The sequence below is a fragment of the Mycobacterium sp. P4_H6 genome (genome assembly GCF_056400845.1).
Genome location: NZ_JBFUKN010000046.1, coordinates 17,635 through 44,592 on the forward strand (window position 1 = coordinate 17,635; position 26,958 = coordinate 44,592).

The following is a 26,958-nucleotide window of genomic DNA, read 5'->3' on the forward strand; positions in this document are numbered from 1 at the left end:
GCCGGTTCCGGCGGCGCGCCGCCACCCGGTCGTACGCTGCGGCCATGACGATAGATTCGGTCGCCGATCAGGCGGTGAGTCCACTGGTGCGCAAGGCCGCGGCGTGGGCGTGGCGGCTGCTGATCCTGGGCGCCGCGGTGGTGGCGCTGCTGTGGCTGGTGTCGAAGCTGACGCTGATCGTGGTGCCGGTGGCGCTGGCGTCACTGCTGGCCGCGCTGCTGCTGCCCGGGGTGGATCTGCTGCAGCGGCGCCGCGTGCCGCGCGGGTGGGCGGTGGCCGTGGTCCTGCTCAGCGCGATCGCGGTCGTCGGCGGCATCTTCAGCTTCGTGGTCAGCCAATTCATTTCGGGCGCACCGGGACTCGTGGAGCAGGTGACCCGTAGCGTGGACGGCCTGCGTACCTGGCTGATCGAAGGCCCGGTGCACCTGAGCCGCGATCAGATCGACCACGCCGGTGACGCGGTGATCAAGGCGCTGCAGGAGAACCAGGCCAAGGTCACCAGCGGCGCACTGTCCACGGCGGGCACCGTCACCGAGATCGTCACCGGTGCCGTGCTCGTGCTGTTCACCCTGATCTTCCTGCTGCACGGCGGCCGCGGCATCTTCGCCTTCGTCACCTCGATCTTCCCGACCACGGTGCGGGAACGGGTGCGCGACGCGGGGCGCGCCGGATTTCGGACACTGACCGGCTATGTGCGGGCCACCTGCCTGGTCGCACTGGTGGACGCCGTCGGCATCGGCACCGGTCTGGCCATCATGGGCGTGCCGCTGGCGTTGCCGCTGGCCTCGCTGGTGTTTCTCGGCGCCTTCGTCCCGCTGATCGGCGCGGTGTTCGCCGGCGGGGTGGCCGTCATCGTCGCGCTGATCGCCAAGGGCTGGGTTTACGCGCTGATCACCCTCGGCCTGATCCTGGCGGTGCAGCAGCTGGAATCGCATGTGCTGCAACCGCTGGTGATGGGCCGTGCGGTGGCGGTGCATCCGCTGGCGGTGGTGCTGGCGATCACCAGTGGCGGCGTGCTCGCAGGCATCGTCGGTGCGCTGCTCGCGGTTCCCGTCATGGCCGTGCTCAACAGCGCGGTCCGGGTGCTGCTGGCGCCCGACCCGGAGGCCGAGCATCAGCAGATTGCCGCCGAACTCGCGCCCGACGGAGTTACAGGCGACCCTCCCGGCGCAACAGATCCGCCGCGCTGACGCCGCCGCCACGGCGGGTCGGCGTCTCACCGGCGTCGCGGGTGTCGATCTTCTCGGTCGACTCCGGATCCTGTTGGGCGGGAATGGCAGTCGTCGGTTCGCTACCGCCGGCATCGGGGATGGCGCGAGTCGGGTCCGTCGACGGACGCGACGTGGGGGTCGCGGTCGGGATCGCGGTGGTCGGGGTGCTGCTGCCGCGCAGCTCGCCCAGCCAGGACTCGATCTCGCGGCGTTCGCGACCGGGTGACGGGTCGACCCGCGGGGCACGCTCCGTCGGGGGTGCGTTCACGGCGTTGATCGCCGAGGTCGCAGCCGAATCCGGTTGTGCGGCAAAGCGAGTCGTGGGGGGTTCCGGTGCGGGTCCGGGCGGTGCGGTCGGGATGCGGGTGGTGCCCGCGGCCGACGGGCCGGACGGGCGGACCGGAGGCAACGCGCCACGCGGTCCCGGCGCCGGCGGGATGGCCGGATGCCCGGGATCGTGCTGGGCCGGGTGTGCCGGCGCACCGGCGCCGACCAGAGCTTCCTGATCGGCGACCTCGCCCTCGGGCTCGCGCACGACGGGTCGCTTGCGCTCGTCGGGAAGCTCGGTCTCACCGAGGCCGATGCGTTCCTGCACGCGCTTCATCCACTTCGGCGCCCACCAGCAGTCGTCGCCGAGCAGCTTCATGATGGCCGGCACCAGGAACATCCGGATGACGGTGGCATCGAGCAGCAGGGCGATCAGCAGGCCGAAGGCCAGGTACTTCATCACGACCAGATCGGAGAACGCGAAGGCCGCGACCACCACTGCCAGCACCAGGGCGGCACCGGTGATGAGGCGGCCGGTGGTGGCGGTACCGATGCGGATGGCCTCGGCGGTCGACAGACCGCGCGCCCTGGCCTCCACCATGCGGGACACCAGGAACACCTCGTAGTCGGTGGACAGACCCCAGATCACCGCGATGATCAGGCCGATCATCGGCGCCAGCAGCGGCTGCGGCGTGTAGTTGAACAACTGGTCGCCGTGACCATCCTCGACGAACATCCAGGTCAGGATGCCCATCGTCGAGCCAAGCGTGAGCGCGGACATCAGCGCCGCCTTGATCGGCAGCACCAGCGATCCGAACGCCAGGAACATCAGGATGGTGGTGGTGATGACCAGGATCAGCCCGAGCATCGGCAAGTTGGAGAACAGACTGTGGATGCTGTCCTGGGCCAGCGCGGGGGTGCCGCCGACGAGCACCTCGGTGCCGCGCGGGGGCTGCAGGTCACGCAACTCGGCCAGCTTCTTGGGCGCGGAGCTGGCGTCGACCAGGCCGTTCTGCAGCACCCGGACCGACGGATCCTTGGTGCCGCCCTCCTGCGGAGACCGCTCCTGCCACATCTTCGCCGGGTCCTCGGTACCGGAGAAACCGGACACCGTCTGCGCCTCGGCGCGCAGCGTCGCGACCTGCTGATCGGTGACCGGCTCACCGTCGGTGGAGCGGATCACCATGGTCAGCGGTTCGGTGCGGAATTCGGAGAACTCGCGGTCGAACTGTTCCTGCGCCATACGCACCGAGTTGTCCGGTGGCAGGTACTTCTCGCTGAGGCCGCCGAGCGCGAGCTGGCCGATCGGGATGACCAGCAGCGTCATGATCACCAGAATCGGCGCCGCGAACGCGATGGGCCGCTTCATCACCTGGTTGACGAGCTTGCCCCAGAAGCCCTTCTCGACCTCTTCGCGGGTCATGGTCTTCTGGGTCTTCTCGATGAACCAGTCGATGATCTTGCGGGAGAACGGCCAGTTCGCCAGGAACGGCACCCGAAGCAGGGTGCGCACCCCAAGCGCGTCGACGTTCGGCCCGAGGATGCCCAGCACCGCGGGCAGCACCGTGATCGACAGGACCGCCGCGAGCAGCACCGAGGCGATGATCGCGTAGGTGATCGACTGCAGGAATCCGAGTGGGATGAGCAACAGCGGGAGCGAGGATGCCACGATGATCACCGCGGAGAACGCGACGGTGCGGCCGGAGGTCATGACGGAGCGCCGGACGGCGGCCTCGACGTCGTAGCCCTCGGCCAGCTCTTCTCGGAACCGGCTCACCATGAACAGGCCGTAGTCGATGGCGATACCGAAGCCCATCATCGTCACGACCGGTTGGGCGAAGAAGTGCACCGCGCTGAACTCGGCGGTGAACCGCAGGATGCCCAGCGCGCCGGCGATCGTCAGTCCACCGATGATGGCGGGCAGTGCCGCCGCGACGGCGCCGCCGAAGACGAAGAACAGCACCACCGCCACCAGCGGGACGATGACGAGCTCGGCGCGTTTCTGATCGGTGCCGATGGTGCCGGTGAGCTCGCTGGCCAGCGGGTTGAGACCGGCGAGCTTGATATCGCCGCCGTTGATCTGTTCCAGGTCGGGCTGGACCGCCTGGTAGTTCTTCAGAATCGAATCGTCGTCGTCGCCCTTGAGCGGGATGCTGACGAAGGTCTGGCGCAGATCCTCGGTCTTCATCTGGTTGACCGTGGCGTTGCTGGTGTCGGGGGCTTTCAGCCAGCCCACCCAGCCGACGATCTGATCGGGGTGGTCCTCGACCACCTGATCCAACTCGCCGGCCACCTTCTGCTGCCAGGCCCGATCGGTGACCTTCTTGCCGTCGGGCGGAGTCAGGATGGCGACCACATGGCTGGTGCGGTCACGGCCGTACACCTCGTCGCCGATCAGCGATGCCTGCACCGACTCGCTGGTCACATCGTAATAACCACTCTGGGTGACGTGGGACCCCAAACTGGCCCCGTACACGCCGCCACCAAGGCACAGTGCAACCATGACCCCGATCACTATGTATCGGAATTGGTACACCGTTCGACCCCACCAGGCGAACACGTCAGCTCCTTATTTGTTCTTGTCGATCTGAATCACGCTCCGCGCGCACAGTCACTTCAGTTCTTCACACGCGCGAGGTCAGCAACGCGGACAACGGCCGGAACGGCTGCAGCCAAGCGCCCTGCTCGGGCAGCGAATCAAGGCCGATTCGCGGTAGCGGCTCCCGGAAGACACCAGGGATGTCCTCCAGGTCGACGAACTCCAAGCTATCCGACGCTAACGCCCAACTGGCATGTTCGCGAAATCCGAGCACCTGCACCGGAACGCCCTCGTGGGCGATCTCTTCCAGCGGTATCCGGAACGCCTGACCGTCCGCGGATGCCACCACGACACCGGCCAGCCCCTCGTGGCGGCGCAGCGCGATGTGCTCCAGCATGTCGCTGTCCACGTCACTGTCATCGTCGATCTTGGGTTTGGCGAAGACAGCGAAGCCCACGTTACGCAACGCCTCCACCCAGGGCCGGACGACATCGGCGCTACCAGGGGCGATGTTGGTGAAGACGGTGGCCTCTGGCTCCAGCGTGGCGACCGCACCGGTCTCGGCGTCGCGACGGCTGGACAGTTCTGCGGTGCGGCTCAGCAGCCAGCGGCCCAGCGCGTCGAAACGCGGCCGGTGCGCCGCCGTCGGCCGGCCACCCAGGATGGACCCGAGGCCCATGTCGAGGTTGGGTGCGTCCCAGACCAGCAGCACTCGCTGGGTGGGCGGCACCTCGGGTGTCGTCGGCGGGGTCTCCGGGATGGTGGGGTCGGTCGTCATGGTCACAGGCGCTCCCACAGCAATTCGGTCACGACCGGCCCGGCCAGGGCCTTGCGCTCGTACTTCGTCTCGGGCCTGGCGACCGATATCGGCAGATCGTCGTTCATGCTGACGCGGCGCAGCCGCGGTTCGGCATCCCCGACCTCGGCGATGTGCTCGGCGTACCCCATGTGGTCGGTGGCCGCGTGCAGGATCCCGCCGGGCCGCAGCCGGTCGGCGATCAGGGCCATCGTTTCGGACTGCAATAGCCGGCGCTTGTGATGGCGGGCCTTGGGCCACGGGTCCGGGAAGAACACCCGCACCCCGGTCAGCGATCCCGTGGTCAACGAGTGTTCGAGCACGTCGACGCCGTCACCGCGGACCAGCCGGATATTGGGGATGGCGTCGCGGTCGATCGCGCCGAGCAGCTGGCCCAGCCCCTTCTTGTAGACCTCCACGGCGATGACGTCGAGGTCGGGCTCTTGCAGCGCCATGGCCGCCGTCGAGGTGCCGGTGCCGCAGCCGATCTCCAGGATCAGCGGGGCCTGCCGGCCGAACCACTGCGCGGCGTCCAGCACCGTCGGCCGGGCGTCGGCGTCACGGGCCTCGGTGCCGATCTGCGGCCACAGCCGTTCCCAGGTTTCCTGCTGCCCGCCGGACAAGGTGGAACGACGGGACCGGAAGCTGGTGACGCGGCGCATGTGGTGGGGCTGGGAGGCTCCCGCCCCGGTTGCTGCGCTCTGTTCCGGAGAGGTTGCCTCCCCGGCTTCCTCGCGCTGGGCATACATCGGTCCATCGTCGCTCATCCAGACAGGTGTACCCGCATCGTGGTGCAGATTGATACCCAACAGTTGTCTTTGCGCCGACATGTCTGGAAAACACTGCTCACCGGGGTGTCGTGGCGATGTCACCATGTGATGTGAGCCATGGTGGCGGTGCAACGGATGTGAAAGGAGCGGGGGATGTCTGTCGACGAATTCGTCTCAGAATTGTCCGCCCACGCCGAAGCCACCGGGCGGCCCGCGCTACGTCCGATCATCGATGGTCTGTCCCGCCCGATCCGGGTGCGCGCGACGGGCCGCCCCGGGGTGGGACGGCGCACCCTGACGGCCGGGTTGCGCGACGCCGGGTTGACGATGGTGGACGCCCGGGCCGACGTCGAGGTGCTGGTCCTCGCGGAGACGGCCAAACCGGAGGACTGCCGGACCGCCCAAGCGCCCGACGGCCCCCTCGTCGTCGCGCTCAACAAGGCCGACCTGCTGGGTGCCGCCGCGGCCGACCGCACAGCGGCGGTCCGCCGGGTCACCGGTGTCCCGGTCATCCCGGTGTCCGCACTCCTGTCGACCGCCACGCTGGACGACGCGCTGGTCGCCGCGGTGCGGGTGCTGGCCACCGAACCGGCCGACCTCAGCTCCACCGACGCGTTCTGCGCCGCGCCGCACTCCGTGGACACGGCCACCCGGGCGCGACTGCTCGCAGTGGCCGACCTGTCCGGGATCGCGCACGCGGTCGCTGCCGTCCGCGCCGGCGCGGACGGACACGCGCTGACCGCGGTGCTGCGCCGGGTGAGCAATATCGACGAGGTGCTGGCCGGTGTGCGCGCCGCCGGCGCACCGTTGCGGTACCGGAGGCTGTGCGCGTCGATGACCCGACTGCGGGCCCTGGCGATCAGGACCGGCGACCCACAACTGGACGCGATGCTGACCGGGGATGCCGCCGTGCGGGCCGCGATGGCGGCGGCCGCCGAGGTGGTGGGCGCGGACGGCCCGGAGGCCGGACCGGATGATCCGCTGCGCCGGGCGGTGCGCTGGCAGCGATACAGCCGGGGCCCGGTCAATGCGCTGCACCGCCGCTGCGGCGCCGATATCGCGCGGGGAGCGTTGCGCTCGGGGGTGTGGTGACCGCCGAACTGGTCCGCGAAGACCCCCACGACCTGGACGCCAGGATGTCCGCGCTGGCGCCCGGGCTGACCCCGCCGCGACCGGTACCCGGTGCGGCCGTCCTGGTCATCGGTCCGTGGCTGGCCGGAGTGACCAGTCTGGCCGCGGCACTACGGGAGCGCATGCCCGAGCGGGAGTTCGTCGAGGCCGAGGAACGTGCGCCCGATATCGCGCCCGTCGCGGTCGTTTTCGCGGTCTCCGCCGTGGCCCCGCTGGCCGAATCGGACTGCGCGGTACTCGAGGGCGCCGTCCGACATACCGATCTCGTGGTCGGTGCGCTGACCAAGATCGACGTCCACCGGGACTGGCGGGCGGTGCTGAGCGCCGACGCAGGGGCTGTCGGCGCGCGGATACCGCGACTGGGTGGCATGCCGTGGGTCGGTGTGGCCGCCGCGCCACCCAACGGCAGGCCGCACCTCGACGGTCTGGTCGCGGTGCTGCGGGAGGCGCTGTCCGATGACACACTCGTGCGCCGAAATCGCTTGCGGACGTGGGAAACTCATCTCAGTGATCTGATCGGTGCAGCTTCGGAAGCGGCCGCCGACGCTGAATCCGCGGCATTGCACCGCCGGCGCGAAGACATTCTGCGGGACGCCCGGTTGTCGCGCTCGGAGCGCACCATCGCGTTGCGCAGCCGCATCCAGCAGGCCCGTGTGCAGCTGGGCTACTTCGCCCGCAATCGGTGTGCGTCGGTGCGCACCGAACTGTCCGAGGACGCCGCGACATGGGGTGGACTGCCCTGGGTTGGCCGGCGTCGCGCCGATGATTTCCAGACCCATGTGGCCGGCTGCGCCGCCGTGGTGGTCGCGGAGGTCGATTCCGGTGTCACCGAACAGTTCCGGGATATCGCCGCCGAACTGGGTCTGGCCGCACCGCCGGCGCCGCCCGCCGCGCACGTCCCGAAGGTGGGTGGTGCCGGGCTGCCGTCCCGGCGCCTGGAGATGCAACTGATGATGGTGTTGGGTGCGGGTTTCGGGCTGGGTGTCGCGCTGGCGGCCAGCCGGCTGTTCAGCGGGCTCGCGCCGGGTCTGACCGCGGTCGGTGCGGTGGCCGGTGGCCTGCTCGGGTTGTTGCTCACGGTGTGGGTGGTCGGTATCCGGGGTCTGCTGCACGACCGGGCGCAGCTGGACCGATGGGTCGGCCGTGTCGCCGCGGCGCTGCGGGAGGACACCGAGGCGCTGGTCGCCACCCGGGTGCTGGCCGCCGAGGTCGACTTCACCGGCCAGGCGGCGGCCGCCGACGAGCGGGCCGCCGCGGAGACGGCCCGCCAACTGGATGCCCTCGATGCCCGGCTTCGGGAGCGCGCGGTGTCGGCGGCGCGTGCCGCCTCGGCCGCCGAACGTCGATTACCGGCGCTGCACGCCGCGCTGAATGCCGTCCGCGATGATTTAATAATCAGATGAATTCGGTTACCGCTCAGTACGAATTTTCTGAATAGGTTTCTGAATCGTTCCTGTGAGTGATCGGACATTGTCCCGATTCCCCAGACCAAAGTCACCCGCGTTAACCTCTTATTAGGGACGATCGTGACCAGTCGGTTATCGGCATGTTCACGGAAACTACGCAGGAGACTTTGATGACCTCAGCGACCATTCCCGGTCTGGACACCGCACCGACGACGCATCAGGGGCTGCTGGCCTGGGTCCGCGAGGTTGCGGAGCTGACACAGCCCGACCGCGTCGTGTGGGCAGACGGTTCACAGGAGGAGTACGAGCGCCTGGCCGCTCAGCTGGTCGAGGCCGGCACCTTCCAGAAGCTGAACAACGAGAAGCAGCCGAATTCCTACCTGGCGCTCTCCGACCCGTCCGATGTGGCGCGCGTCGAATCCCGGACCTACATCTGCTCCGAGCGTGAGGTCGACGCCGGCCCCACCAACAATTGGATGGATCCGGCCGAGATGCGGCCGCTGATGACCGAGCTGTACCGCGGCGCGATGCGCGGCCGCACCCTGTGGGTGGTGCCGTTCTGCATGGGCCCGCTGGAGGCCGAGGACCCGAAGCTGGGCGTGGAGCTCACCGACTCGGAGTACGTGGTCGTCTCGATGCGCACCATGACCCGGATGGGCCAGGCGGCGCTGGACAAGATCGGTGAGGACGGCTTCTTCGTCAAGGCCCTGCACTCACTCGGCGCACCGCTCGAAGACGGCCAGCAGGACGTCCCGTGGCCGTGCAACGACACCAAATACATCACGCACTTCCCCGAGAGCCGTGAGATCTGGAGCTACGGATCCGGCTACGGCGGCAACGCGTTGCTGGGCAAGAAGTGCTACTCGCTGCGCATCGCCTCGGCGATGGCCCACGACGAGGGCTGGCTCGCCGAGCACATGCTGATCGTCAAGCTCATCTCCCCGGAGAACAAGTCCTACTTCGTGGCCGCGGCATTCCCGTCGGCCTGCGGTAAGACCAACCTCGCGATGCTGCAGCCCACCATCCCGGGCTGGCGCGCCGAGACCGTCGGCGACGACATCGCCTGGATGCGGTTCGGCAAGGACGGCCAGCTCTACGCGGTGAACCCCGAGTTCGGCTTCTTCGGTGTCGCTCCCGGCACCAACTGGGACTCCAACCCCAACGCCATGAAGACGATCGCCGCCGGCAACACCGTCTTCACCAACGTCGCCAAGACCGACGACGGTGATGTGTGGTGGGAGGGCCTGGAGGGCGAGCCCGATCACCTGATCGACTGGAAGGGTCAGGACTGGGTCCTCCGCGAGACGGAAACCAAGGCCGCTCACCCCAATTCGCGTTACTGCACCCCGATCTCGCAGTGCCCGACGCTGGCGCCCGAGTGGGACGATCCGCAGGGCGTGCCGATCTCGGCGATCCTGTTCGGCGGCCGCCGCAAGACGACGGTCCCGCTGATCACCGAGGCCCGCGACTGGCAGCACGGTGTGTTCATCGGCGCCACCCTGGGCTCCGAGCAGACCGCCGCCGCCGAGGGCAAGGTCGGCACCGTGCGCCGCGACCCGATGGCCATGCTGCCCTTCCTGGGCTACAACGTCGGTGACTACTTCCAGCACTGGATCAACATCGGCAAGCAGGCCGACGAGTCCAAGCTCCCGAAGGTGTTCTTCGTCAACTGGTTCCGCCGTGGCGACGACGGCCGCTTCCTGTGGCCCGGATTCGGCGAGAACAGCCGCGTGCTGAAGTGGGCCGTGGAGCGCATCGAGCACCAGGCCGACGGGAAGAGCACCCCGATCGGCATCGTCCCCACCGCCGCCGATCTCGATCTGTCCGGGCTCGATGTGGACCCGGCCGATGTCGACGAGGCGCTGGCCGTGAACGCCGATGAATGGCGTGCCGAGCTGCCGCTGATCGAGGAGTGGTTCGAGTTCGTCGGTGAGAAGTTGCCGACCGGCATCAAGGACGAGTTCGACGCGCTGAAGACGCGTCTCGCCGAATCCGACTGAGCCCCACCAGCAGTCACGAATGGCCCCGAAATCACCTGATTTCGGGGCCATTCGTGTCTGCTCGCCACCCAGCCAGCAGGGCCCCGGCTCCGAATAACAGGTAAACGGCTGACGGGAGCTATCGGACATGTTGCGCAGGGTGCTCGACGAGGTGCTCGACCGGACGATCGCACCCGGCTACACCCGCCTGGGCCTGGCGGTGCGGCAACGGTTCTGGTCCCCATTGGATCCGGACGCGCTGGCCGGGTCCACCGTCATGGTGACCGGTGCCAATTCCGGTATCGGCAAGGCCATCGCCGCCGCAGTGGCGGAGCTGGGCGGCACCGTGCTGTTGACGGTGCGCGACCCGGCCCGCGGCGAATCTGCCCGCACGGACATCCTCGAAGCCGCCCCCGGCGCGGACGTGCAGGTCGAACGGTGCGATGTGTCGGATCTGGCGGGGGTGCGCGCCTTCGCGGCCGACCTGGTGTCCCGGGTGCCGAGGCTTGACGCGGTGATCCACAACGCCGGTGTCATGCCGCCGCAGCGTTCCAGAACCGAAGAGGGCCATGAGCTTTCGCTGGCCACCCACGTGCTGGGACCGCTGTTACTCACCGAACTCCTGCTGTCGGCGCTGGTGGAATCCCCGGACCCGCGGGTGGTCCTGATGTCCTCGGGCGGTATGTACACCCAGAAACTCCCGGTCGATGACATCGAATACCGGACCGGCAAGTACCGCCCCGCGGTCGCCTACGCGCGCAGCAAGCGGATCCAGGTCGCGCTGACACCGCTGCTGGCCCACCGGTGGGCCGCCCAGTCGGTCATGGTCGCCGCGATGCATCCGGGCTGGGCCGATACCCCCGGAGTGGCCACCTCGCTGCCCGCCTTCCGCACGGTGACCCGCCCGGTGCTGCGCACTGCGGAGCAGGCTGCCGACACCGCTGTCTGGCTGACGGCGAGTTCACCGACTCCGGCGTCGGGTGAGTTCTGGCACGACCGCGCGGTCCGTCCCACCCACTACCTGCCGACCACGCACTACGGCGACGCGGAGCTGCAACGGGTGTGGAAATACTGCCTCGGCGCGGTCGGACTGGCCTGATTCAGAGTTTGGCGAGTTCGCGCTGAAGTCCCTCGACACCCTTGTCCATGAGATTGGCGACCGGAATGCGCAGCAGCGGCTCGCCAAATCGCAGCAGACCCTGGAACGCGAACTCGATACGGTAGGTGACCTTCGAGCCGTTGTCGTGCGGGGTGACGGTGATCGTGTCATGCGCGACCAGCGAATCATTTTGTCCGCGTAGCTGAATGGACCGCCCCGGCGTCACACCGATCACCTCGTATTCGAGGTCGCTGGTGCGGCCCGCGAACCGGGAGGTGTTGGCGTAGCGGGTGCCGACGCCGCCGTCCCCGTCGATGCGGGTGGTGCGTACTGTCCCGGGCTCCCACTGTTCGGTGGTGGTGAAATCCGACAGGTAGCCGAACACCACCTCCGGGGCCACCGCGGTGGTGACCTCACGTTCCATCTCGATCATCTGCTCTCCTCTTCGATGAGCTGCCGGGCATCCTCGCCCGAATCGTCGAAGGCCCTGCCGCGTTCCTCGGCTTTGTCGCTGCCGGAGAACAGGCCGGATTCGTTGGTGGTCGTGACTTTCTCGGTGTGCGGGCGGGGTGCCACGACCTCACCCGATGCCGGCTCGAACCGCCAGCGCGGGAGCGCGCCGCTCTGACTGCGTTGCAGCCACAGCACCATGCCCTCACGGACCGCGCACTGCAGGTCCCACAGTGCGCCTGCGTTGGGTGCGCTGACGGTGATCCGGACCCGCACGGTGCCGTTGACCGCGTCGACGACCTGCAGCACTCCGGACCGGCCGTCCCACAGCTCATTTCGGTTCAACAGCCGGTCCAACTCCGCGCGCATGGCTTCCAGGGGCACGGTGAAGTCGACGTCGATCATCACGGTGCCGAGTATCTCGGTCGCGCTGCGGGTCCAGTTCTGGAAGGGCGTGGTGGTGAAGTAGGTGCACGGCAGCACCAGTCGGCGCTCGTCCCAGACCTGCACCACCACGTAGGTCAGGGTGATCTCCTCGATGYGGCCCCATTCCTTCTCCAGCACCACGACATCGCCGACCCGGATCGCATCGGTGAACGCGATCTGCAAGCCGGCGAACACCGAACCGAGCGAGGTCTGCGCGGCCAAGCCTGCCACCACCGAGAGCACACCGGCGGAGGCGAACAGCGTCTTGCCGATATCGGCGAAGGACGGGAAGGTCATCAGTGCCGCGGCCATCCCGAGCAGCACCACGACTGCCATGGCGAGCCGACGCAGCACCGTCAACTGGGTTCGGACCTTGCGGCGTTGCAGATCGGCGTCGGTGAGCCCGGTGTCACCGCCGCCGAAGCGGGCGATCATCCGGCGCTCCACGACCACGACCAGCTTGGCGATCAGCCAGGTGACGGTGGCGATGGTCAGGATCCGCATGCTGTGGTCCACCCAGGGCCGCCAGCTGTCCTGCGGGTTGGACGTGCGTTGCAGTGCCACCGAGGCGGCGATGACCATCAGGCCGGCACGCACCGGCCGGCGGGTGAGCAGCGCGATATCGGTCAGCCATTGGCTGCGCCGGCCTGCGCGCTGGAGCACCCAGGACACCGCGACGCCCAGGAAATAGGCGATGGTGACGGCGCCGGTCACCCAGGTCAGGGTGACGGCGAGGTTTGTTGCGGAAACGAGTTCGAACTCCTCAGGCATGGCTGCTTTCGGGTCGGGATCAGGTTGGCCCGTGCGTCCTTGCACACCCGGCTTGGCTACCCGCCCTGTCGGCACATCAACCCCGGCCGGCGGAGACTCCGATCACGCGGGCCGCAGCAGTGCCCGGACGGCCTTGGCGCGCTCGAGCAGCCTGCTGTGGGCGTGCACGTTCTTGTAGTGCAGCACCACGGTGATGCGCCTGGTCCCGGGAGCGCACGGCAGGGTGGCGTGATAGGACCGGTAGCCCCAGAAAAGGTAGGCGTTTCCGGGCGTCATCGACACGATCTCGGTGTCCAGGCCCCAGCGCAGCCGGCGCAGGAACCGGCGGCGGTACGCATCGCTCTGCGCGATGGCCTTCTCCGCGACATTGATCAGCACCGACCTGCGATAGCCCCGGCGATTGGGGCACAACACGAGTTCTCCGGACTGGCCGGCTGTGGCCTCGGGAACGAGGACCGGAAGCACGACGGTCAGCACGGACGCGTCGTAGTGCAGCCACAGCGGCCGGTCCTGCGGATCGGGACCGTCGATGATCCGGACGGCGCAGTCGAACTCCCGGTCATCGTCGTCGCCACCGGGATAGGCCAACCGGGCGACAGACTCTGCGAGATGCCGCAGGCCGGCGTCGGCGGTGAGCTCCTGCAGGAAAGGCAGCCCGGCCGCTTCCACGCCCTCGATCATCTTCTCGTGCTGACCTCCGACCATGTCGGCGGCGAAGCCACGCACCTGTTCGAGCCATCCGGCACTGACGGCGGACGGCAGACAGGCCGAGCCGGCCAGGTCTATCTCGGCGACCACATCGGGCGCGGTGGCGGCGAATCCGGTGTGCGTCGCTCCGCAGTGTGTCGTGGCGTCCTCGCGCTCGCGGACATCGACGTCCATTGCCGCCCCCTTTTTTGCTGGGATCGAGAGCGACTCGTAATGCTCTATATTTCGCCAGTGATGGTAAAGCTAACGTCATAGATCGGTAGATAAGTAATATTACCGGCTTAATTGTCTGTGAAGGTCTTGAACAGCAATCGATTGATGAGTTGCCAAGATCACATCGTGACGTCGGGACGGCCCACCCAGGTCGGCGTCAGGCGTCGGCAATCTTGACGGATGTCAAGTTTTTGGTGGCTTGGCTGCCGGGGCGCGGTGGCGGCATCGTAAAGTCGCCTCATGCAGATCCGTGAAACGGCCGTCGCCACGCCCGACAAGCCCGCCGTCATCCTGTACCCCACCGGCACGGTGGTGACGTTCGGCGAGATGGAAGCCCGCGCCAATCAGCTGGCGCACTACTTCCGCGAACACGGGCTGGTCGAAGGCGACGCGGTCGCGATTCTGATCGAGAACAACGAGCACATGCACACCGTCATGTGGGCCGCGCGTCGCAGCGGGCTGTACTACGTGCCGATCAACACCCATCTCACCGCGGCTGAGGCGGCCTACATCGTCGACAACAGCGCGGCCAAGGCCATCGTCGGCTCGGAGGCGCTGCGCCCGGTACTGGAGGGGCTGGCCGAGCACCTGCCCAACGGACTTCCCCCGGTTCTGCTGACCACGGGAGACCTCGACGGGTGGGCGAAATACCCGGATGCGGTCGCCGATCTGCCGACCACTCCCATCGAGGACGAGTGGGACGGCGACCTGCTCCAGTACTCGTCGGGCACCACGGGCCGCCCCAAGGGCATCAAGCGCGATCTGCCCCACCTGCCGCCCTCGGAGACGCCGGGTCTGATGGCCGCACTGGTGTCGTTCTGGATGAACCCCGAGGCCGTATACCTGAGCCCGGCGCCGCTCTATCACACCGCGCCCTCGGTGTGGTCGATGCAGGCGCAGGCCGGCGGCATCACCACGGTGGTGCTGGAGAAGTTCGATGCCGAAGGCGCGTTGGACGCCATCGGAAAGTACGGCGTCACACACGGCCAATTCGTCCCGGTGATGTTCACCCGCATGCTGAAACTGCCTGAGCAGGTGCGCAAATCGTATGACGTGTCGAGCCTGCAGCGGGTGATGCACGCGGCGGCTCCGTGTCCGGTGGAGATCAAGAAGCAGATGATCGACTGGTGGGGTCCGATCGTCGACGAGTACTACGCCTCCTCGGAAGCCATCGGTGCCACCCTGATCAGCGCTGACGAGTGGCTGGCGCACCCCGGCTCGGTCGGCAAGGCGATGACCGGTGTGGTGCACATCCTCGACGAGGACGGTAACGAGGTGCCCGCGGGGCAGCACGGCGAGATCTTCTTCGAGGGCGGCGCCGATTTCGAATACCTCAACGACACCGCGAAAACGGCGTCCTCGCGGGACTCGCACGGCTGGAAGAYGGTGGGCGACATCGGGTATCTCGATGAAGACGGCTACCTGTACCTGACCGACCGGCGCCACCACATGATCATCTCCGGCGGGGTGAACATCTACCCCCAGGAAGCCGAGAACATGCTCGTCATCCATCCGAAGGTGATGGACGCCGCGGTGTTCGGCATTCCCGACGACGAGATGGGCCAGACCGTCAAGGGTGTCGTGCAGACCGTCGACCCCGCCGACGCCACCCCCGAGTTCGCCGACGAACTGCTGACCTGGCTGCGGGATCAGCTGTCGCACTACAAGTGCCCGCGCTCGATCTCCTTCGAAGCCCAGTTGCCGCGCACCGACACCGGCAAGCTGTACAAGCAGGAGTTGATCACACGGTACTCGTGATGACGGCGGCCCCATGACGGTGCTGGAGCTGCCCGCCGGAATACGCGTCGCCGTCGAGAAGCCGGACGACGACGCGACTTTCACGCTGACCGAAGCGGATTCGGCCGACCGGCGGGTCGTCACGGTCGCATCGGTCGATGACGCGCTCGCCGATCTGACCCAGCGCTGCGGGCGGTGGCCGCAGGCCGCGGCGGTATGCGATGACGTGCTGCGCGCCCATCAGCCGACCGCCCCGGCGTTCGGGGGTCTGATCACCGAATCGCTGGCATACTCGACGCTGCAGTCCGGAGCCGAATTCGCCCGCTGGCTCGACGAACGCGGGCCCGTGCAGCTACCGGTGGTGCCGGATCCGGTGCAGGCCGAACGCCGCGGCGACACCCTGTCGATCCGCTTCAACCGGACACGGCGGCACAACGCCTTCACCACCGATGCCCGCGCCGCCCTGCTGGAGGCTCTCGAGGTGGCCCGGCTGGACGATTCGGTGACCGAGGTGGTGCTGGCCGGCAACGGTCCGTCCTTCTGCAGCGGTGGTGACCTCGCCGAGTTCGGCACGTTCGCCGACCCGGCCAGCGCGCACCTGGCGCGCACCCGGCACAGCCCGGCCCTGGCGCTGGCCGAACTGACCGAACGTCTGGGCCCGGCCTGCCGGGCCGAGGTGCACGGCCAGGTGTTGGGCAGTGGGCTGGAGATGGCCGCCTATTGCGGGCACATCCGGTGCCACCCCGACGCCACCATCGGTCTGCCCGAGCTCGCGCTGGGTCTGATCCCCGGCGCCGGTGGCACCGTCAGCATCACCCGGCGCATCGGGCGCTGGCGCACCGCGTATCTGGTGCTCTCCGGTGTGACCATCGACGCGGCGACCGCGCTGGCCTGGGGGCTGGTCGACGAGATCAGCGCTGACGTGCCGGCCGGATCACCAGCTCGTTGACGTCCACCTCTGCGGGTTCGTCGATCGCGTAGGCGATGGCCCTGGCGATGGCGTCCGGCGGAATCGAGTCGGCCCGGTAGGTCTGCATCGCCGCTGCCGCCGTCGGATCGGTGATCGATTCGGCCAGTTCGGATTCCACCACCCCGGGGGAGACGGTGGTGACCCGGATGGACGGGTCGAGCTCCTGTCGCAGACCCTCGGTGATCGCCCAGGCGGCGTGTTTGGTGCCGCAGTAGACCGCCGCGGTGGGCACCACCTCATGAGCGCCGACCGAGGCCACCGTGACGAAATGCCCGTGGCCCTGCCGCTGGAACTGCGGCAGCGCCGCGGCGATGCCGTTGAGCAGACCGCGCACGTTGACGTCGATCATGGCGTCCCATTCGTCCACCAGCAGCGCGTCGAGCCGGGACAGCGGCATCACGCCGGCGTTGTTGACGATGACGTCGATGCGGCCGTAAGCGGCGACCGCCCACTCGACGAACGACGCGACATCGGCGCGGTCGGTGACATCGAGGCGGCGCACCGCAATGTTGTCACCCGCCAGTTCGGCGAGGCGGTCTTCGCGGCGGGCACCGGCGAGCACCTGGTGGCCCCGGGCGGCGAGCCTGCGGGCCACCGCCGCGCCGATACCGCTGGTGGCTCCGGTGACGAGGACGATCTTGTTATCTGTCATGACCCCAGCGTCGGACGGCACCGGACGGTCAGCCAGGACGCGGTGTGCCTGGGTGCAGCGCACCCAGGCAGCGCGGTGCCGATGCGTCCTACTGTGGCGGTATGTCGGATCTGGGGGACTACCTACGCAGCAGGCGCGCACTGGTCAGCCCGGGTGATGTGGGCCTGGTCAGCGTCGGGCACCGCCGGGTGGCGGGGCTGCGACGCGAGGAGGTGGCGCTGTTGGCCGGGGTCAGCGTGGACTACTACGTCCGGCTGGAGCAGGGCCGGGAACGGTCCCCGTCGGCACAGGTGCTCGACGCGCTCGGGGCGGCGCTGCGACTCGACGACGACGGCCGCCAGCACCTGTTCCGGGTGGCGGGGCTGGCGCCGCGGCCGCATACCGTCGTCGTCCCGGATCGTGTCGACCCCGCACTGATGCGCCTGATGGACGCCTGGCCGGACAATCCGGCACTGGTCTACAACCGGGCCTATGACGTGCTGGCCACCAACGCGATAGCCGATGCCCTGTTCGGTGATTTCGGCTCGCACGGCAATCTGCTGTCGCTGGTGTTCACCGAGGCCCGGGCCCGGGAGTTCTATGTGGACTGGCCCTCGATCGCGGCGAACTCCGTCGCGGGTTTCCGCCGCAACTACGCCGAAGCCCCGGGTGACCCGCGGGTGGCGGCCGTCCTGGCCGACCTGCTGGCTACCGCCGCCGACTTCGCCGATCTGTGGGCCCGACACGATGCCCGCGGAAAAACGCTGTCCACCAAGTCGTTTCAGCATCCGACGGTGGGACGGCTGACCTTGCAGATGCAGACGTTCGCGGTGCGTTCGGCGCCGGGCCAGGAGCTRGTGGTCTACCAGGCCGAACCGGGGTCCACGAGTGCGGACGCGGTGGCACTGCTCGGCAGTCTGGCGGCGACCGCCGACAGGTGAACACACATACATGTGCGCACGTGCGCACATGTATGTCATGCTTGACGAGTGAGCAGCACCGCCGTCCTCGGCAACCCGGTGTTCCGGCGACTCTTCGCGGCGCAGATCGTGGCGCTCGGTGGCACCGGCCTGCTGACGGTCGCGCTCAGCCTGCTGGCCTACGACCTGGCCGGACCCACCGCCGGAGCGGCGCTCGGCACGGTGCTGGCGATCAAGATGCTGGCCTACGTCTTCATCGCACCGATCATGGCGACGGTGACGAATCGCCTGCCGCGCAGAGCCGTTCTCATCGGGGCGGACCTGACCCGGGCCACGGTCGCCCTGATGTTGCCGTTCGTCGGGCAGATCTGGCAGATCTTCGCGCTGGTGTTCGTCCTGCAGGCAGCGTCGGCGACATTCACACCCGCCTTCCAGGCGGTGATCCCCGCGATACTCACCGACGAGCGGGCCTACACCCGGGGATTGTCGCTGTCCCGGTTGGCATATGACCTGGAGGCGATGGTCAGCCCGATCCTGGCGGCCGCACTGCTGGCGGTGCTGACCTACAACAGCCTGTTCGTCGGAACCGTCGCCGGATTCCTGCTCTCGGCGGCGCTGGTGCGGCGCGCGGCGGTGCCCGACATCGACCCCGACCGCGCACCGTGGCGGCGGCGATTGTTGTCGGGCGCGCGAAACATGCTGAACCATCGTGAATTACGCGCGCTGGTCGCCATGAATCTCGCGGTCGCCGCGGCCACCGCGCTGGTCATGGTCAACTCCGTGGTGTACGTCCGCGACATGCTCGGCGGCAGCGAGGCCGATGTCGCGATGATGCTGGCCGCCTACGGCGCGGGGTCGATGGTGGTGGCACTGTCGGTGCCGAGGCTGCTCACCGTGGTCACCGACCGCACCGTCATGCTGAGCGGAGCGGGTGTCGCCGCGTCCGGTCTGCTGGTGGCCGCGACGGTGCTCGTGGCCGCCACCCCGACGTGGCCGGTGCTGGCGTCGACGTGGGCGCTGCTGGGCGCAGCGACATCCATGGTCAACACCCCGGCGGGACGCCTGCTGCGCCGGGCGAGCACCGAGACGAACCGGACCGCCCTGTTCACCGCGCAGTTCTCGATGTCACACGCCGGGTTCCTGCTGACCTATCCGATCGCCGGCTGGGTGGGCGCGGCCGTCAATCAAGGGCTCGCCGCCGCGATTCTCGCTATCCTCGGTTCATTCGCGGCGCTCGCTGCGGCATGGATCATGACGCGCGGGAGGGGTGAGGCAGATGGGCGGGACATCGCCCGAGAAACCCCGAGCCGAGCCGTCGCCGAGTCTCGTCCATGATGCGTCCCCGGACCGCGACCGCCTCGACGCCGCCAGCGAAACCTTCCGGATGCTGGCCGACCCGACCCGTCTGCACCTGCTCTGGCTGCTGACCCAGGGCGAAGCCGATGTGAGTGCGCTGGCCGAGGTCACCGGCGGTTCCCGCACGTCTGTCAGTCAGCACCTGGCCAAACTGCGGTTTGCCCGGTTGGTGGACACCCGCAAGGACGGGCGACGGGTGTTCTACCGACTGCGTGACGGGCACCTGGGCAGGTTGGTGCAGGAGGGCCTCAACCATGCCGATCACCGGGTGACCGGCGAGCCACCGCACGCCTGAAACTAGAGTCCGAGCCGTGACTGGAAACGGCGGGCCCTATTTCGACGACCTGCAGGTCGGGCAGGTGTTCGACACCGCGCCGTCGATGACCCTGACCTCCGGCGCGGCGGCCACGCACCAGAGCATTCTGGGCGACCGTCTCCGGCTGGCACTGGATGCCGGCCTGGCTGCGGCGGTCACCGGCAGCGGCGGACCGCTGGCACATCCCGCGTTGGTCTGCGATGTGGCGATCGGTCAGTCGACGCTGGTCACCCAGCGCGTCAAGGCCAACCTGTTCTACCGCGGGCTGCAGTTCCACCGCTTCCCGGCCATCGGTGACACCTTGAGCACCCGGACCGAGGTGGTCGCACTGCGGCAGAACTCGGCAAAACCGGGGCGGGCCGCGACCGGCCTGGCCGCGTTGCGGATGACCACGGCGGATCAGGACGGACGGTCGGTCCTGGACTTCTACCGCTGCGCCATGCTCCCGTTGTCCGGCGATGATGTGCGGACCGGACATGCCGATGACCTCGACGCCGTCGGCGCCGATCGCCAGAGCCCACCGGACCCGACGGCGGACTGGAACGCGGAGGCGTTCACCGGTACCGGGTTCGATCACTCCCTGGTCGGTACCGTCCTGCACAGCACCGCCGATGTCGTCACCAGCGCACCGGAGTTGGCCAGACTGTCACTGAACATCGCTGCCACCCATCATGATTGGCGGGTCGGCGGGCAGCGGTTGGTGTACGGCGGGCACACCATCGGGCTGGCGCTGGCCCAGGCGGTCCGGTTGCTGCCGAACCTGGCGACCGTGCTGGGCTGGGAATCCTGCGATCACACCGGGCCCGTGCACGAGAACGACACCCTGCACAGCGAACTGCACATCGAGGCCGCCACGCCCGCCCCGGCGGGCACGCGGCTACGGCTGCGCTCACTGGTCCACGCCGTAGGGGAGGGCCGGGGTCAGGTGCTGGACTGGCGCTTCACCGCTTTGCATTTCTGATATGGGGCAAGTCTGATACGAGGCAAGATGGCGGGTGTGAGCACCGTCGGCGTCCCGGAAGCGCTGAGTGCGCGCGCCCAGGAGGTGGCGGACGCGTTCACTACGCACGCCGGCCCCCCGGTCGACGCCGCCGGGTTGCTCACCGGGCGGGCAGCGCTGCTGGGACTGACCGCCAAAGGGCAGACCTCGGCCGGCGGGGCGTCCCGCATCCTGCGCGGTGCCGACACCTGGTGCGCGTTCACGTTGTCCCGCCCCGACGACATCGCCGCGGTACCCGCACTGATCGAGGTCGACGAGGTAGGCGCCGACCCGTGGCCGCAGCTGCAGCGCTGGGTGTCCACCCGCGCCGCGGCAGCCGCCGTGGACCGGGCCCGGCTGCTGGGCCTGCCGGCGGCCGTCCTCGGCGAGGCGGCACCCCGCCCGCCGGTCACCCTGCCGCACGGACCCCGGGCACAGCGTTCCGGCCGGCTGCTGGTCGTCGACATGTCATCGATGTGGGCGGGCCCGTTGTGCGGGCAGCTGCTCGGTGGCGCGGATGCCACCGTGATCAAGGCCGAGAGCCGCCGCCGTCCCGATGGCACCAGAGCGGGGTCTGCCGCCTTCTACGACTGGATGAACCGCGGAAAGCTCTCCTATGCCATCGAATTCGATGACCACGCGGCGATGCAGCGGCTGTTGGCGGCGGCCGATGTCGTGATCGAGGGGTCGCGGCCCGCCGCGCTGATCCGCCGTGGCCTCGGGCCGGGCGACATCGCACCACGGGCCGGGCGGATCTGGTTGCGTATCAGTGGATACGGCTCCGACGGTGACAGCGGCACCCGGGTCGCCTTCGGCGACGACGCGGCAGTGGCCGGTGGACTGGTCGGCGCGGGTTCCGACGGACCGGTCTTCGTCGGCGACGCGATCGCGGATCCGCTGACCGGTCTGCATGCCGCGGCCGCCGTGGCCGAAGCGTTGACGCGGGGCGGTGGTGAACTGGTGGAGGTGTCGATGTCGGCGACCGCCGCCGGCTACGCCGGGTTTGTCGGCGGGCCCGTCCGGGAACCCATCGAACCGGCAACAGGCGCGTCGGCACCCGCGCTGGGCGCCGACGATGCTGCGGTGCAGGCACTGCTGGACGAAAGGCATTCCGTGTCATGTTGATCCAACGAGCAGCGCTGCTCGACGGACGGGTGGTCGACCTCCGCGTCGGTGCGCAGATCACCGAGATGGCCTCCGAACTCCCCGCGCACCCCGATGAGCAGGTGATCGACGCGGCCGGCGGTGCGGTCATCCCCGGGTTGCACGATCACCATGTGCACGTGCATTCGGCTGCGGCGGCGGCCGATTCGGTCCGGGTCGGCACCACCGAGGTGAACGACCGTGACGACCTGGCCCGGATTCTGGCCGACGCACAACCGGGAGAGGACGGCTGGATCCGCGCGGTCGGCTACCACGAAGCGGTGGCCGGCCCGCTGGATCGGGCCCGGCTGGATACCCTCGCCCCGCCGGTTCCGGTACGGATTCAGCACCGCAGCGGGATCCTGTGGACCTTGAACTCGGAGGGCCTGGCCGCAGTCGGCCTGGCCGACCACCCCGACGGCCGGTTGCGCAGCGCCGACCGCACCTGGTCGGATGCGCTGCAGCGCCGCGACACCGCGATCGACGACCTGAGTCACCGACTATCCGCCTACGGGATCACCGGAATCACCGATGCCACACCGGATCTCGACATCGGCGACATCGTCAAGTTGGACGAGGTGCACCGGCACGGTGGAATGCGTCAGCGGCTACACCATCTGGCGCCGGGAAAACGCATCCTGCATGACGACAATCTGAACCTCGACGAGCTCACCGATTGGGTCATCCGCCGCCATCGTGACGACGCTCCGGTCGCCGTGCACTGTGTCACCGCGGCGCAACTGGTCATCACCATCGCTGCGTTGCGCGCCGCGGGCAGTCATCCGGACGATCGCATCGAGCACGCCGCGGTGGTGCCCGACGACTGCCTCGCCGACCTCGTCGACCTGGGTGTCACGGTGATCACCCAACCCAATTTCGTGGCCGAGCGCGGTGACCAGTACCTCACGGACGTCCCGGCCGACGAGCACCATCAGCTGTGGCGGCTCGCGTCGCTGCTGGATGCCGGGGTGCGGGTGGCGTTGTCGACCGACATGCCCTTCGGTGACGGCGACCCATGGGCCGCCATGCGCGCCGCGGTGCACCGTCGCACACCGGACGGCGCACTATTGGGTGCGGCCGAACGCGTCGGTGCCCGCACCGCCCTGGAACTGTTCCTGGGCACGGCGACCGCGCCGACGGCGCCGCGCAGCGTGGCGCCCGGCCAGCCGGGCGATCTGTGCGTGCTCGGCGTGCCGCCGGCGAAGCTTCTCCACGACCTGGACGGCAGCGCCGTCGTGGCCACGTTGATCGACGGGGAGATCACCTATCGCAGGTGAACGTCAGTCCGGTGGTTCCGTGCCCGGTTCGGGCTTGTGCACATCCGGTGTCTGCTCATCGACATCGGACTCGTCCACCTTGGGCCGGGAGTCGTCACCTGAATCGTCGTCATCGACGTACACACCTTTACCGCGAGGCATCGGCTCCCTTTCTGAAGTTGTGACACATTCCGGAGTCGGCTACCCACAACGCTTACCCGGAAAACCGAGCGGACTCCGTTCCGCGGCTGATCCGGATAACAATCCGGTCACAGTGCAGATCACGATCAATTAAAAGTTTGCCGGTTGACATAAGAAAATGCCGCAAATCGTCAGAGGGCGAGACGGTTTTCGACGCGATTGCGACCGAAGTCACGTCCGGATGATGTAACACCGGCGCCTACCGTCCGACGTTTGATCTACGGTCCGGCGGGGCATCAATAAGGCACGCGTACCGTTGTTTTCGGGTCTGGGACCGTAAGCCTGGGATGTCTAGCACGAGGCATACAGAAGATCAGAACACGAAGGACACCAATCAATCATGAAGCTGAAGAACACACGCATGCGCCGGGTCTCCGCGGGCTGTCTGCTCGGTGCGGCCACCGTCGCGCTGGTAGCTGCGCCGACCGCCTCGGCCGCTCCGAATTGCAACCCCGACGCCGTGGCCGGCACCGTCAGCTCGGTGACCGGCGCCGCCAGTGCCTACCTGAATGCCCATCCGGGCGCCAATCAGGTGGTGCAGGCGGCCCGCACGCAGCCGCGCGCCGAGGCCTCGGCCAATATCCGGGCCTATTTCACGGCGAACTCGCAGGAGTACTACGAGCTGCGCGGCATCCTGGCACCGATCGGGGACACCCAGCGGCAGTGCAACGTCACGCTGCTGTCGCCCGAATTGGCATCCGCCTATTCGGAGTTCATGGCCGGCTAGGAGAACCGGGGCTCCCGTCATCCGCCTAGGCGGATGACGGGACCGGCTCGCCGGTGAATGCCCGCCGTAGCGTGGCGCACTGGCTGTCGAAGAAGTCCCGCGACACCGAGGTTTTCGGCGCGATGCCGTCAAAGCCGTGAAACGCCCCCTGCACCACCTCGACATCGCACGACACGCCCGCCTCGCGCAGGCGCTCGGCATAGGCGAGGTCCTCGTCGTGGAACAGATCGAGGGTGCCGACCCCGACCCATGCCGGAGGTAGCCCACTGAGGTCCTGTCGCCGGGCGGGCACCGCCACCTCGGGGTCGGCGCCGCCCAGATAGGCGGACCAGGCCAGGCGATTGCTCTCATGTGTCCACAGCCGGTGCCCCGGATCGTCGAATTGCGCGCCGACCGATCGGTCATCGAGCATCGGGTACACCAGCAGTTGCGCCACCAGCGACACCTCCCCGCGGTCGCGGGCCAGCAACGCCAGCGCGGCGGCAAGTCCGCCTCCGGCGCTGGCACCGCCGATCGCCACCCGCCCCGAATCGACAGCGGGCAGTCCGGCCAGCCAGGTCAGGGCCGCGTAGCAGTCCTCCAGGCCGGCCGGATATGGATTCTGCGGCGCCAGCCGGTAGTCCACCGAGGCCACCGTCACGCCGAGCGCGGACGCGAAGCGGCGGCACAGCACGTCGTCCTGGGCGGCGCTACCGATCACGTAACCGCCGCCGTGGATCCACAGCAGGGCCGGGCCGGGCGCTGCCACTCCGGCCGGCCGGTACAACCGGACCCCGACACCGGAGGCCAAGGTGAGTACCTCGACCCCGGGCGGGACACGACGGTCGGCCAGCACGGTCATCCGCTGCAACAGACCGAGATTCTTCGGAGTGACGATCTTGCGAGGCAGGACGCGCGCGAAGCGGGTCAGCTCCCGATGGAAGGCGGCGGTTGTCGACACCCCGACAGTATTGCTTACCGGGCGGCGTCCGGATCGGGATCGCGGCTGACGCGCACCCGGCGCGCGACCTCGAGCACCTGCTCGACGGTGGCACCCACGGCACCGGGATCCTTTGCCGCATCGTCATAGTGCCGCAACCGCAACGCATCCGGCCACCACGGATGGTCGACGAAGGCGGGGTCCACTGCCGCCCCACCCTGATGCTGCAACGACCGTTCCGAGATGGCGCTGAGCCGATAGCCGGGGACGGTCGCCGCCAGGTAACGCTTCGCGGCCACATGAGCCCCCGCCAGCCAGCCCACCCGCTGCCCGTACCGGGGCGTCAGCCACTCTCGCGCCAGCAGGTCATGCGCCGGGCCGGCGGGCATCAGCGGGCTGTGTGCGATGTCGTGCAGGGCGGCGGCCAGCACCAGTTCGTCATCGGCCCCGTCCTCCATCGCGCGGGCCGCGGACTGCAGCGCATGGTCCAGTTCGTCGACGGCGACCTCATCCCACACCCCGCGCAGCGACAGCAGGACATCGGCAAGGTCGGTGTGCTCGGGCATGGTTCCAGGTATAGGCACAGTCGCCGCGTCCCCGCACCCCTCGTGGCCGACTGTTCACCGAATGTTGGCCTCCCGGCGGCTATTTGAGCAGGGGATCACGGGGCAGGCCGAGGATCCGCTCCGCGATGGTGTTGCGGGTGATCTCCGACGTCCCGCCGGCGATCGTCATGGCGCGGTTGCCCAGGTATGCCCGGGTCAGTCCGTCGTTCTGTCCGGTGACCGCCGAGACGCCGGCCAGCGCCATGCCGAGTTCGGTGAGTCGCTGCGATTGTTCGGCCACCAACAGTTTGGTCACGTTGCCCTCGGGCCCCGGCTCGGCGCCGGCGATGGCCCGGCTGACCCGGCGCAGGTTGAGCATGGGCAGGGTCAGGGTTTCGGCGATCACCCGACCCGTCTCGTGCACATGGCCGGCGGCCACCGCGGGCGGCGCCTGATCCAGCAGCGCCACGACATCGGCGGTGCTGAACCCGGTGGGTGCACCCGATCCACCGCCGATCGAGATGCGCTCGTTGCCCAGCGTGGCGCGGGCGACCAGCCAACCCTTGTTCACATCGCCGACCACATCGGCGTCGGGAACGAAGACGTCATCGAAGAACACCTCGTTGAAGTGGGCGTCACCGGTGATGCCGCGCAGTGGATTGACCCGCACGCCAGGGGCTTTCATGTCAATGGCCATCATCGTCACGCCGGCGTGCTTGGGTGCGTCGGGATCGGTGCGCACGGTGGCCAGGCCCCACTGGCAGTGCTGGGCCAGACTGGTCCACACCTTCTGGCCGGTCACCGTCCAACCGCCGTCGACGCGCTTGGCCGACGTCCGCACCGCGGCCGCATCCGAACCGGCCTCGGGTTCGGAGAACAACTGGCACCACATCGACTGCCCGCGCAGCACCGGCTCCACCCAACGTTCACGCTGATCGTCGGTACCGGCCTGGGCGATGGTCAGGGTCACCCACCCGGTGATACCCATGTCGGGGATGGCGACATCGCGGAACTCCTCCTCGATGACCAGTTGCTCCAACACATCGGCGCCCCGCCCCCACGGCTGCGGCCAGTGCGCCACCAGATAGCCGGAGTCGACCAGGAAGTCACGCTGCTCGGCCTCGGGCAGCGAGCGGACCTTGGCGGCCGCCTCCGCGGCGGCTGCCCGGAACTGTTCGGCCTCCGGGGGCACGCTGAACGCCACGCTGTGGGTCTGCCCGGCGCGCTGTGCGTCGACCAGATCGGTCAGCGGGTCGGCACCGTCGGTCAGCAGCGCGGACAGGCTGCGTGCCCGGCGCAGGTACAGATGGGCGTCGTGTTCCCAGGTGAACCCGATACCGCCGTGCAACTGAATATTGTTCTGCGCGTTGAAGACCTGAGCGCGGATTGCGTGAGCCGCGGCGATCGCTGCCGGTAGCCAGGCCGCATCCAGGTCGTCGGCCCGGGCGGCGGCCCAGGTGGCCGCGGTGGTCTGCTCGGCGTCGACGAGCAT

The 26,958-nt window shown here is 68.6% G+C and carries 25 protein-coding genes; 14 read left to right on the top strand and 11 right to left on the bottom strand.

The window, feature by feature from the left end; genetic code table 11:
• Positions 1–44 precede the first annotated feature (44 nt).
• Positions 45–1,190, top strand: a complete 1,146-nt coding sequence (locus tag AC1DTF_RS19140; RefSeq protein ID WP_057169938.1) for an AI-2E family transporter — start codon at positions 45–47, stop codon at positions 1,188–1,190.
• On the opposite strand, the gene mmpL3 is transcribed toward AC1DTF_RS19140, so the two are convergent.
• From mmpL3 to trmB, 3 genes are all read right to left on the bottom strand, one after another.
• A complete protein-coding gene (gene mmpL3 / locus AC1DTF_RS19145) occupies positions 1,150–4,038 on the bottom strand; it encodes a trehalose monomycolate exporter MmpL3 (protein ID WP_477475197.1) in 2,889 nt (962 codons plus the stop codon). The genes AC1DTF_RS19140 and mmpL3 overlap by 41 nt on opposite strands.
• Positions 4,039–4,102: 64 nt before the next feature.
• On the bottom strand, positions 4,103–4,795 hold the full coding sequence (locus tag AC1DTF_RS19150; RefSeq protein WP_057169936.1) for an NYN domain-containing protein: 693 nt from the start codon (positions 4,793–4,795) through the stop codon (positions 4,103–4,105).
• Between the two features lie 2 nt (positions 4,796–4,797).
• Positions 4,798–5,580: a tRNA (guanosine(46)-N7)-methyltransferase TrmB gene (gene trmB, locus AC1DTF_RS19155; protein ID WP_057170041.1), complete on the bottom strand. Its 783-nt coding sequence runs from the start codon at positions 5,578–5,580 to the stop codon at positions 4,798–4,800.
• A gap of 156 nt (positions 5,581–5,736) precedes the next feature.
• On the opposite strand from trmB, the gene AC1DTF_RS19160 reads away from it, so the two are divergent.
• The 4 genes from AC1DTF_RS19160 (at position 5,737) to AC1DTF_RS19175 (ending at position 11,198) form a co-directional block, all read left to right on the top strand.
• Entirely contained in the window at positions 5,737–6,675 is a 939-nt protein-coding gene (locus AC1DTF_RS19160) for a hypothetical protein (RefSeq protein ID WP_477475198.1), read from the top strand.
• The gene (locus tag AC1DTF_RS19165) at positions 6,669–8,117 is read left to right on the top strand and encodes a hypothetical protein (RefSeq protein WP_477475199.1); all 1,449 of its coding nucleotides are present in this window, start codon (positions 6,669–6,671) and stop codon (positions 8,115–8,117) included. The genes AC1DTF_RS19160 and AC1DTF_RS19165 overlap by 7 nt, the downstream gene beginning before the upstream one ends.
• A gap of 173 nt (positions 8,118–8,290) precedes the next feature.
• Positions 8,291–10,120 carry a phosphoenolpyruvate carboxykinase (GTP) gene (locus AC1DTF_RS19170; RefSeq protein ID WP_057169934.1) on the top strand — a complete coding sequence of 610 codons (1,830 nt, stop codon included), beginning with the start codon at positions 8,291–8,293 and terminating at the stop codon, positions 10,118–10,120.
• A 127-nt stretch (positions 10,121–10,247) separates the two neighbouring features.
• Entirely contained in the window at positions 10,248–11,198 is a 951-nt protein-coding gene (locus AC1DTF_RS19175; protein ID WP_477475200.1) for an SDR family NAD(P)-dependent oxidoreductase, read from the top strand.
• A 1-nt stretch (position 11,199) separates the two neighbouring features.
• Here the strand turns inward: AC1DTF_RS19175 and AC1DTF_RS19180 are convergent, their stop codons facing one another.
• The 3 genes from AC1DTF_RS19180 to AC1DTF_RS19190 all read right to left on the bottom strand — a co-directional run bounded on the left by AC1DTF_RS19180 (position 11,200) and on the right by AC1DTF_RS19190 (position 13,727).
• The gene (locus AC1DTF_RS19180; protein ID WP_477475201.1) at positions 11,200–11,631 is read right to left on the bottom strand and encodes an SRPBCC family protein; all 432 of its coding nucleotides are present in this window, start codon (positions 11,629–11,631) and stop codon (positions 11,200–11,202) included.
• Positions 11,628–12,845 carry a mechanosensitive ion channel family protein gene (locus AC1DTF_RS19185; protein WP_477475202.1) on the bottom strand — a complete coding sequence of 406 codons (1,218 nt, stop codon included), beginning with the start codon at positions 12,843–12,845 and terminating at the stop codon, positions 11,628–11,630. Before AC1DTF_RS19185 ends, AC1DTF_RS19180 begins: the two co-directional genes overlap by 4 nt.
• Positions 12,846–12,947: 102 nt before the next feature.
• On the bottom strand, positions 12,948–13,727 hold the full coding sequence (locus tag AC1DTF_RS19190) for a hypothetical protein (RefSeq protein WP_477475203.1): 780 nt from the start codon (positions 13,725–13,727) through the stop codon (positions 12,948–12,950).
• Positions 13,728–14,006: 279 nt separating this feature from the next.
• Here AC1DTF_RS19190 and fadD4 point away from each other — a divergent pair, with 279 nt between their 5' ends.
• The gene (fadD4, locus tag AC1DTF_RS19195) at positions 14,007–15,524 is read left to right on the top strand and encodes a fatty-acid--CoA ligase FadD4 (RefSeq protein ID WP_477475204.1); all 1,518 of its coding nucleotides are present in this window, start codon (positions 14,007–14,009) and stop codon (positions 15,522–15,524) included.
• A gap of 13 nt (positions 15,525–15,537) precedes the next feature.
• Positions 15,538–16,452: an enoyl-CoA hydratase/isomerase family protein gene (locus AC1DTF_RS19200; protein ID WP_057169928.1), complete on the top strand. Its 915-nt coding sequence runs from the start codon at positions 15,538–15,540 to the stop codon at positions 16,450–16,452.
• Here the strand turns inward: AC1DTF_RS19200 and AC1DTF_RS19205 are convergent.
• A complete protein-coding gene (locus AC1DTF_RS19205) occupies positions 16,415–17,125 on the bottom strand; it encodes an SDR family oxidoreductase (protein ID WP_057170039.1) in 711 nt (236 codons plus the stop codon). The genes AC1DTF_RS19200 and AC1DTF_RS19205 overlap by 38 nt on opposite strands.
• A gap of 101 nt (positions 17,126–17,226) precedes the next feature.
• Here AC1DTF_RS19205 and AC1DTF_RS19210 point away from each other — a divergent pair, with 101 nt between their 5' ends.
• The 6 genes from AC1DTF_RS19210 to AC1DTF_RS19235 all read left to right on the top strand — a co-directional run bounded on the left by AC1DTF_RS19210 (position 17,227) and on the right by AC1DTF_RS19235 (position 23,095).
• The gene (locus tag AC1DTF_RS19210; protein ID WP_477475205.1) at positions 17,227–18,045 is read left to right on the top strand and encodes a helix-turn-helix domain-containing protein; all 819 of its coding nucleotides are present in this window, start codon (positions 17,227–17,229) and stop codon (positions 18,043–18,045) included.
• Positions 18,046–18,093: 48 nt separating this feature from the next.
• Complete coding sequence (locus AC1DTF_RS19215; RefSeq protein WP_477475206.1) at positions 18,094–19,359, top strand: MFS transporter; 1,266 nt, start codon at positions 18,094–18,096, stop codon at positions 19,357–19,359.
• Positions 19,301–19,675, top strand: a complete 375-nt coding sequence (locus AC1DTF_RS19220; RefSeq protein WP_057169925.1) for an ArsR/SmtB family transcription factor — start codon at positions 19,301–19,303, stop codon at positions 19,673–19,675. The genes AC1DTF_RS19215 and AC1DTF_RS19220 overlap by 59 nt, the downstream gene beginning before the upstream one ends.
• 85 nt (positions 19,676–19,760) lie before the next feature.
• On the top strand, positions 19,761–20,657 hold the full coding sequence (locus tag AC1DTF_RS19225) for a hotdog family protein (RefSeq protein ID WP_477475215.1): 897 nt from the start codon (positions 19,761–19,763) through the stop codon (positions 20,655–20,657).
• A 27-nt stretch (positions 20,658–20,684) separates the two neighbouring features.
• Positions 20,685–21,800, top strand: a complete 1,116-nt coding sequence (locus AC1DTF_RS19230) for a CoA transferase (protein ID WP_477475207.1) — start codon at positions 20,685–20,687, stop codon at positions 21,798–21,800.
• Positions 21,794–23,095 carry an amidohydrolase family protein gene (locus AC1DTF_RS19235; RefSeq protein WP_477475208.1) on the top strand — a complete coding sequence of 434 codons (1,302 nt, stop codon included), beginning with the start codon at positions 21,794–21,796 and terminating at the stop codon, positions 23,093–23,095. The genes AC1DTF_RS19230 and AC1DTF_RS19235 overlap by 7 nt, the downstream gene beginning before the upstream one ends.
• Positions 23,096–23,098: 3 nt before the next feature.
• Here the strand turns inward: AC1DTF_RS19235 and AC1DTF_RS19240 are convergent, their stop codons facing one another.
• Positions 23,099–23,236 carry a hypothetical protein gene (locus tag AC1DTF_RS19240; protein ID WP_477475209.1) on the bottom strand — a complete coding sequence of 46 codons (138 nt, stop codon included), beginning with the start codon at positions 23,234–23,236 and terminating at the stop codon, positions 23,099–23,101.
• 379 nt (positions 23,237–23,615) lie between these two features.
• Between AC1DTF_RS19240 and AC1DTF_RS19245 the strand changes: the two genes are divergently transcribed.
• Positions 23,616–24,002, top strand: a complete 387-nt coding sequence (locus AC1DTF_RS19245) for a heme-binding protein (protein ID WP_057169922.1) — start codon at positions 23,616–23,618, stop codon at positions 24,000–24,002.
• A 25-nt stretch (positions 24,003–24,027) separates the two neighbouring features.
• On the opposite strand, the gene AC1DTF_RS19250 is transcribed toward AC1DTF_RS19245, so the two are convergent.
• The 3 genes from AC1DTF_RS19250 to AC1DTF_RS19260 form a co-directional block, all read right to left on the bottom strand.
• A complete protein-coding gene (locus AC1DTF_RS19250; protein WP_477475210.1) occupies positions 24,028–24,942 on the bottom strand; it encodes an alpha/beta hydrolase in 915 nt (304 codons plus the stop codon).
• 14 nt (positions 24,943–24,956) lie between these two features.
• The gene (locus AC1DTF_RS19255; RefSeq protein WP_477475211.1) at positions 24,957–25,487 is read right to left on the bottom strand and encodes an HD family phosphohydrolase; all 531 of its coding nucleotides are present in this window, start codon (positions 25,485–25,487) and stop codon (positions 24,957–24,959) included.
• A gap of 79 nt (positions 25,488–25,566) precedes the next feature.
• Positions 25,567–26,958: acyl-CoA dehydrogenase family protein (locus AC1DTF_RS19260; RefSeq protein ID WP_477475212.1), on the bottom strand; the 1,392-nt coding region annotated here is incomplete at its 5' end.

Excerpts from the sequence above, each read along its gene's own strand:
- AC1DTF_RS19140 (WP_057169938.1), top strand. The coding sequence starts at position 45 with ATGACGATAGATTCGGTCGCCGATCAGGCGGTGAGTCCACTGGTGCGC.
- AC1DTF_RS19150 (WP_057169936.1), bottom strand. The coding sequence starts at position 4,795 with ATGACGACCGACCCCACCATCCCGGAGACCCCGCCGACGACACCCGAG.
- trmB (WP_057170041.1), bottom strand. The coding sequence starts at position 5,580 with ATGAGCGACGATGGACCGATGTATGCCCAGCGCGAGGAAGCCGGGGAG.
- AC1DTF_RS19160 (WP_477475198.1), top strand. The coding sequence starts at position 5,737 with ATGTCTGTCGACGAATTCGTCTCAGAATTGTCCGCCCACGCCGAAGCC.
- AC1DTF_RS19170 (WP_057169934.1), top strand. The coding sequence starts at position 8,291 with ATGACCTCAGCGACCATTCCCGGTCTGGACACCGCACCGACGACGCAT.
- AC1DTF_RS19175 (WP_477475200.1), top strand. The coding sequence starts at position 10,248 with ATGTTGCGCAGGGTGCTCGACGAGGTGCTCGACCGGACGATCGCACCC.
- AC1DTF_RS19180 (WP_477475201.1), bottom strand. The coding sequence starts at position 11,631 with ATGATCGAGATGGAACGTGAGGTCACCACCGCGGTGGCCCCGGAGGTG.
- AC1DTF_RS19190 (WP_477475203.1), bottom strand. The coding sequence starts at position 13,727 with ATGGACGTCGATGTCCGCGAGCGCGAGGACGCCACGACACACTGCGGA.
- AC1DTF_RS19200 (WP_057169928.1), top strand. The coding sequence starts at position 15,538 with ATGACGGTGCTGGAGCTGCCCGCCGGAATACGCGTCGCCGTCGAGAAG.
- AC1DTF_RS19205 (WP_057170039.1), bottom strand. The coding sequence starts at position 17,125 with ATGACAGATAACAAGATCGTCCTCGTCACCGGAGCCACCAGCGGTATC.
- AC1DTF_RS19220 (WP_057169925.1), top strand. The coding sequence starts at position 19,301 with ATGGGCGGGACATCGCCCGAGAAACCCCGAGCCGAGCCGTCGCCGAGT.
- AC1DTF_RS19225 (WP_477475215.1), top strand. The coding sequence starts at position 19,761 with ATGACCCTGACCTCCGGCGCGGCGGCCACGCACCAGAGCATTCTGGGC.
- AC1DTF_RS19230 (WP_477475207.1), top strand. The coding sequence starts at position 20,685 with ATGGCGGGTGTGAGCACCGTCGGCGTCCCGGAAGCGCTGAGTGCGCGC.
- AC1DTF_RS19235 (WP_477475208.1), top strand. The coding sequence starts at position 21,794 with ATGTTGATCCAACGAGCAGCGCTGCTCGACGGACGGGTGGTCGACCTC.
- AC1DTF_RS19240 (WP_477475209.1), bottom strand. The coding sequence starts at position 23,236 with ATGCCTCGCGGTAAAGGTGTGTACGTCGATGACGACGATTCAGGTGAC.
- AC1DTF_RS19245 (WP_057169922.1), top strand. The coding sequence starts at position 23,616 with ATGAAGCTGAAGAACACACGCATGCGCCGGGTCTCCGCGGGCTGTCTG.
- AC1DTF_RS19255 (WP_477475211.1), bottom strand. The coding sequence starts at position 25,487 with ATGCCCGAGCACACCGACCTTGCCGATGTCCTGCTGTCGCTGCGCGGG.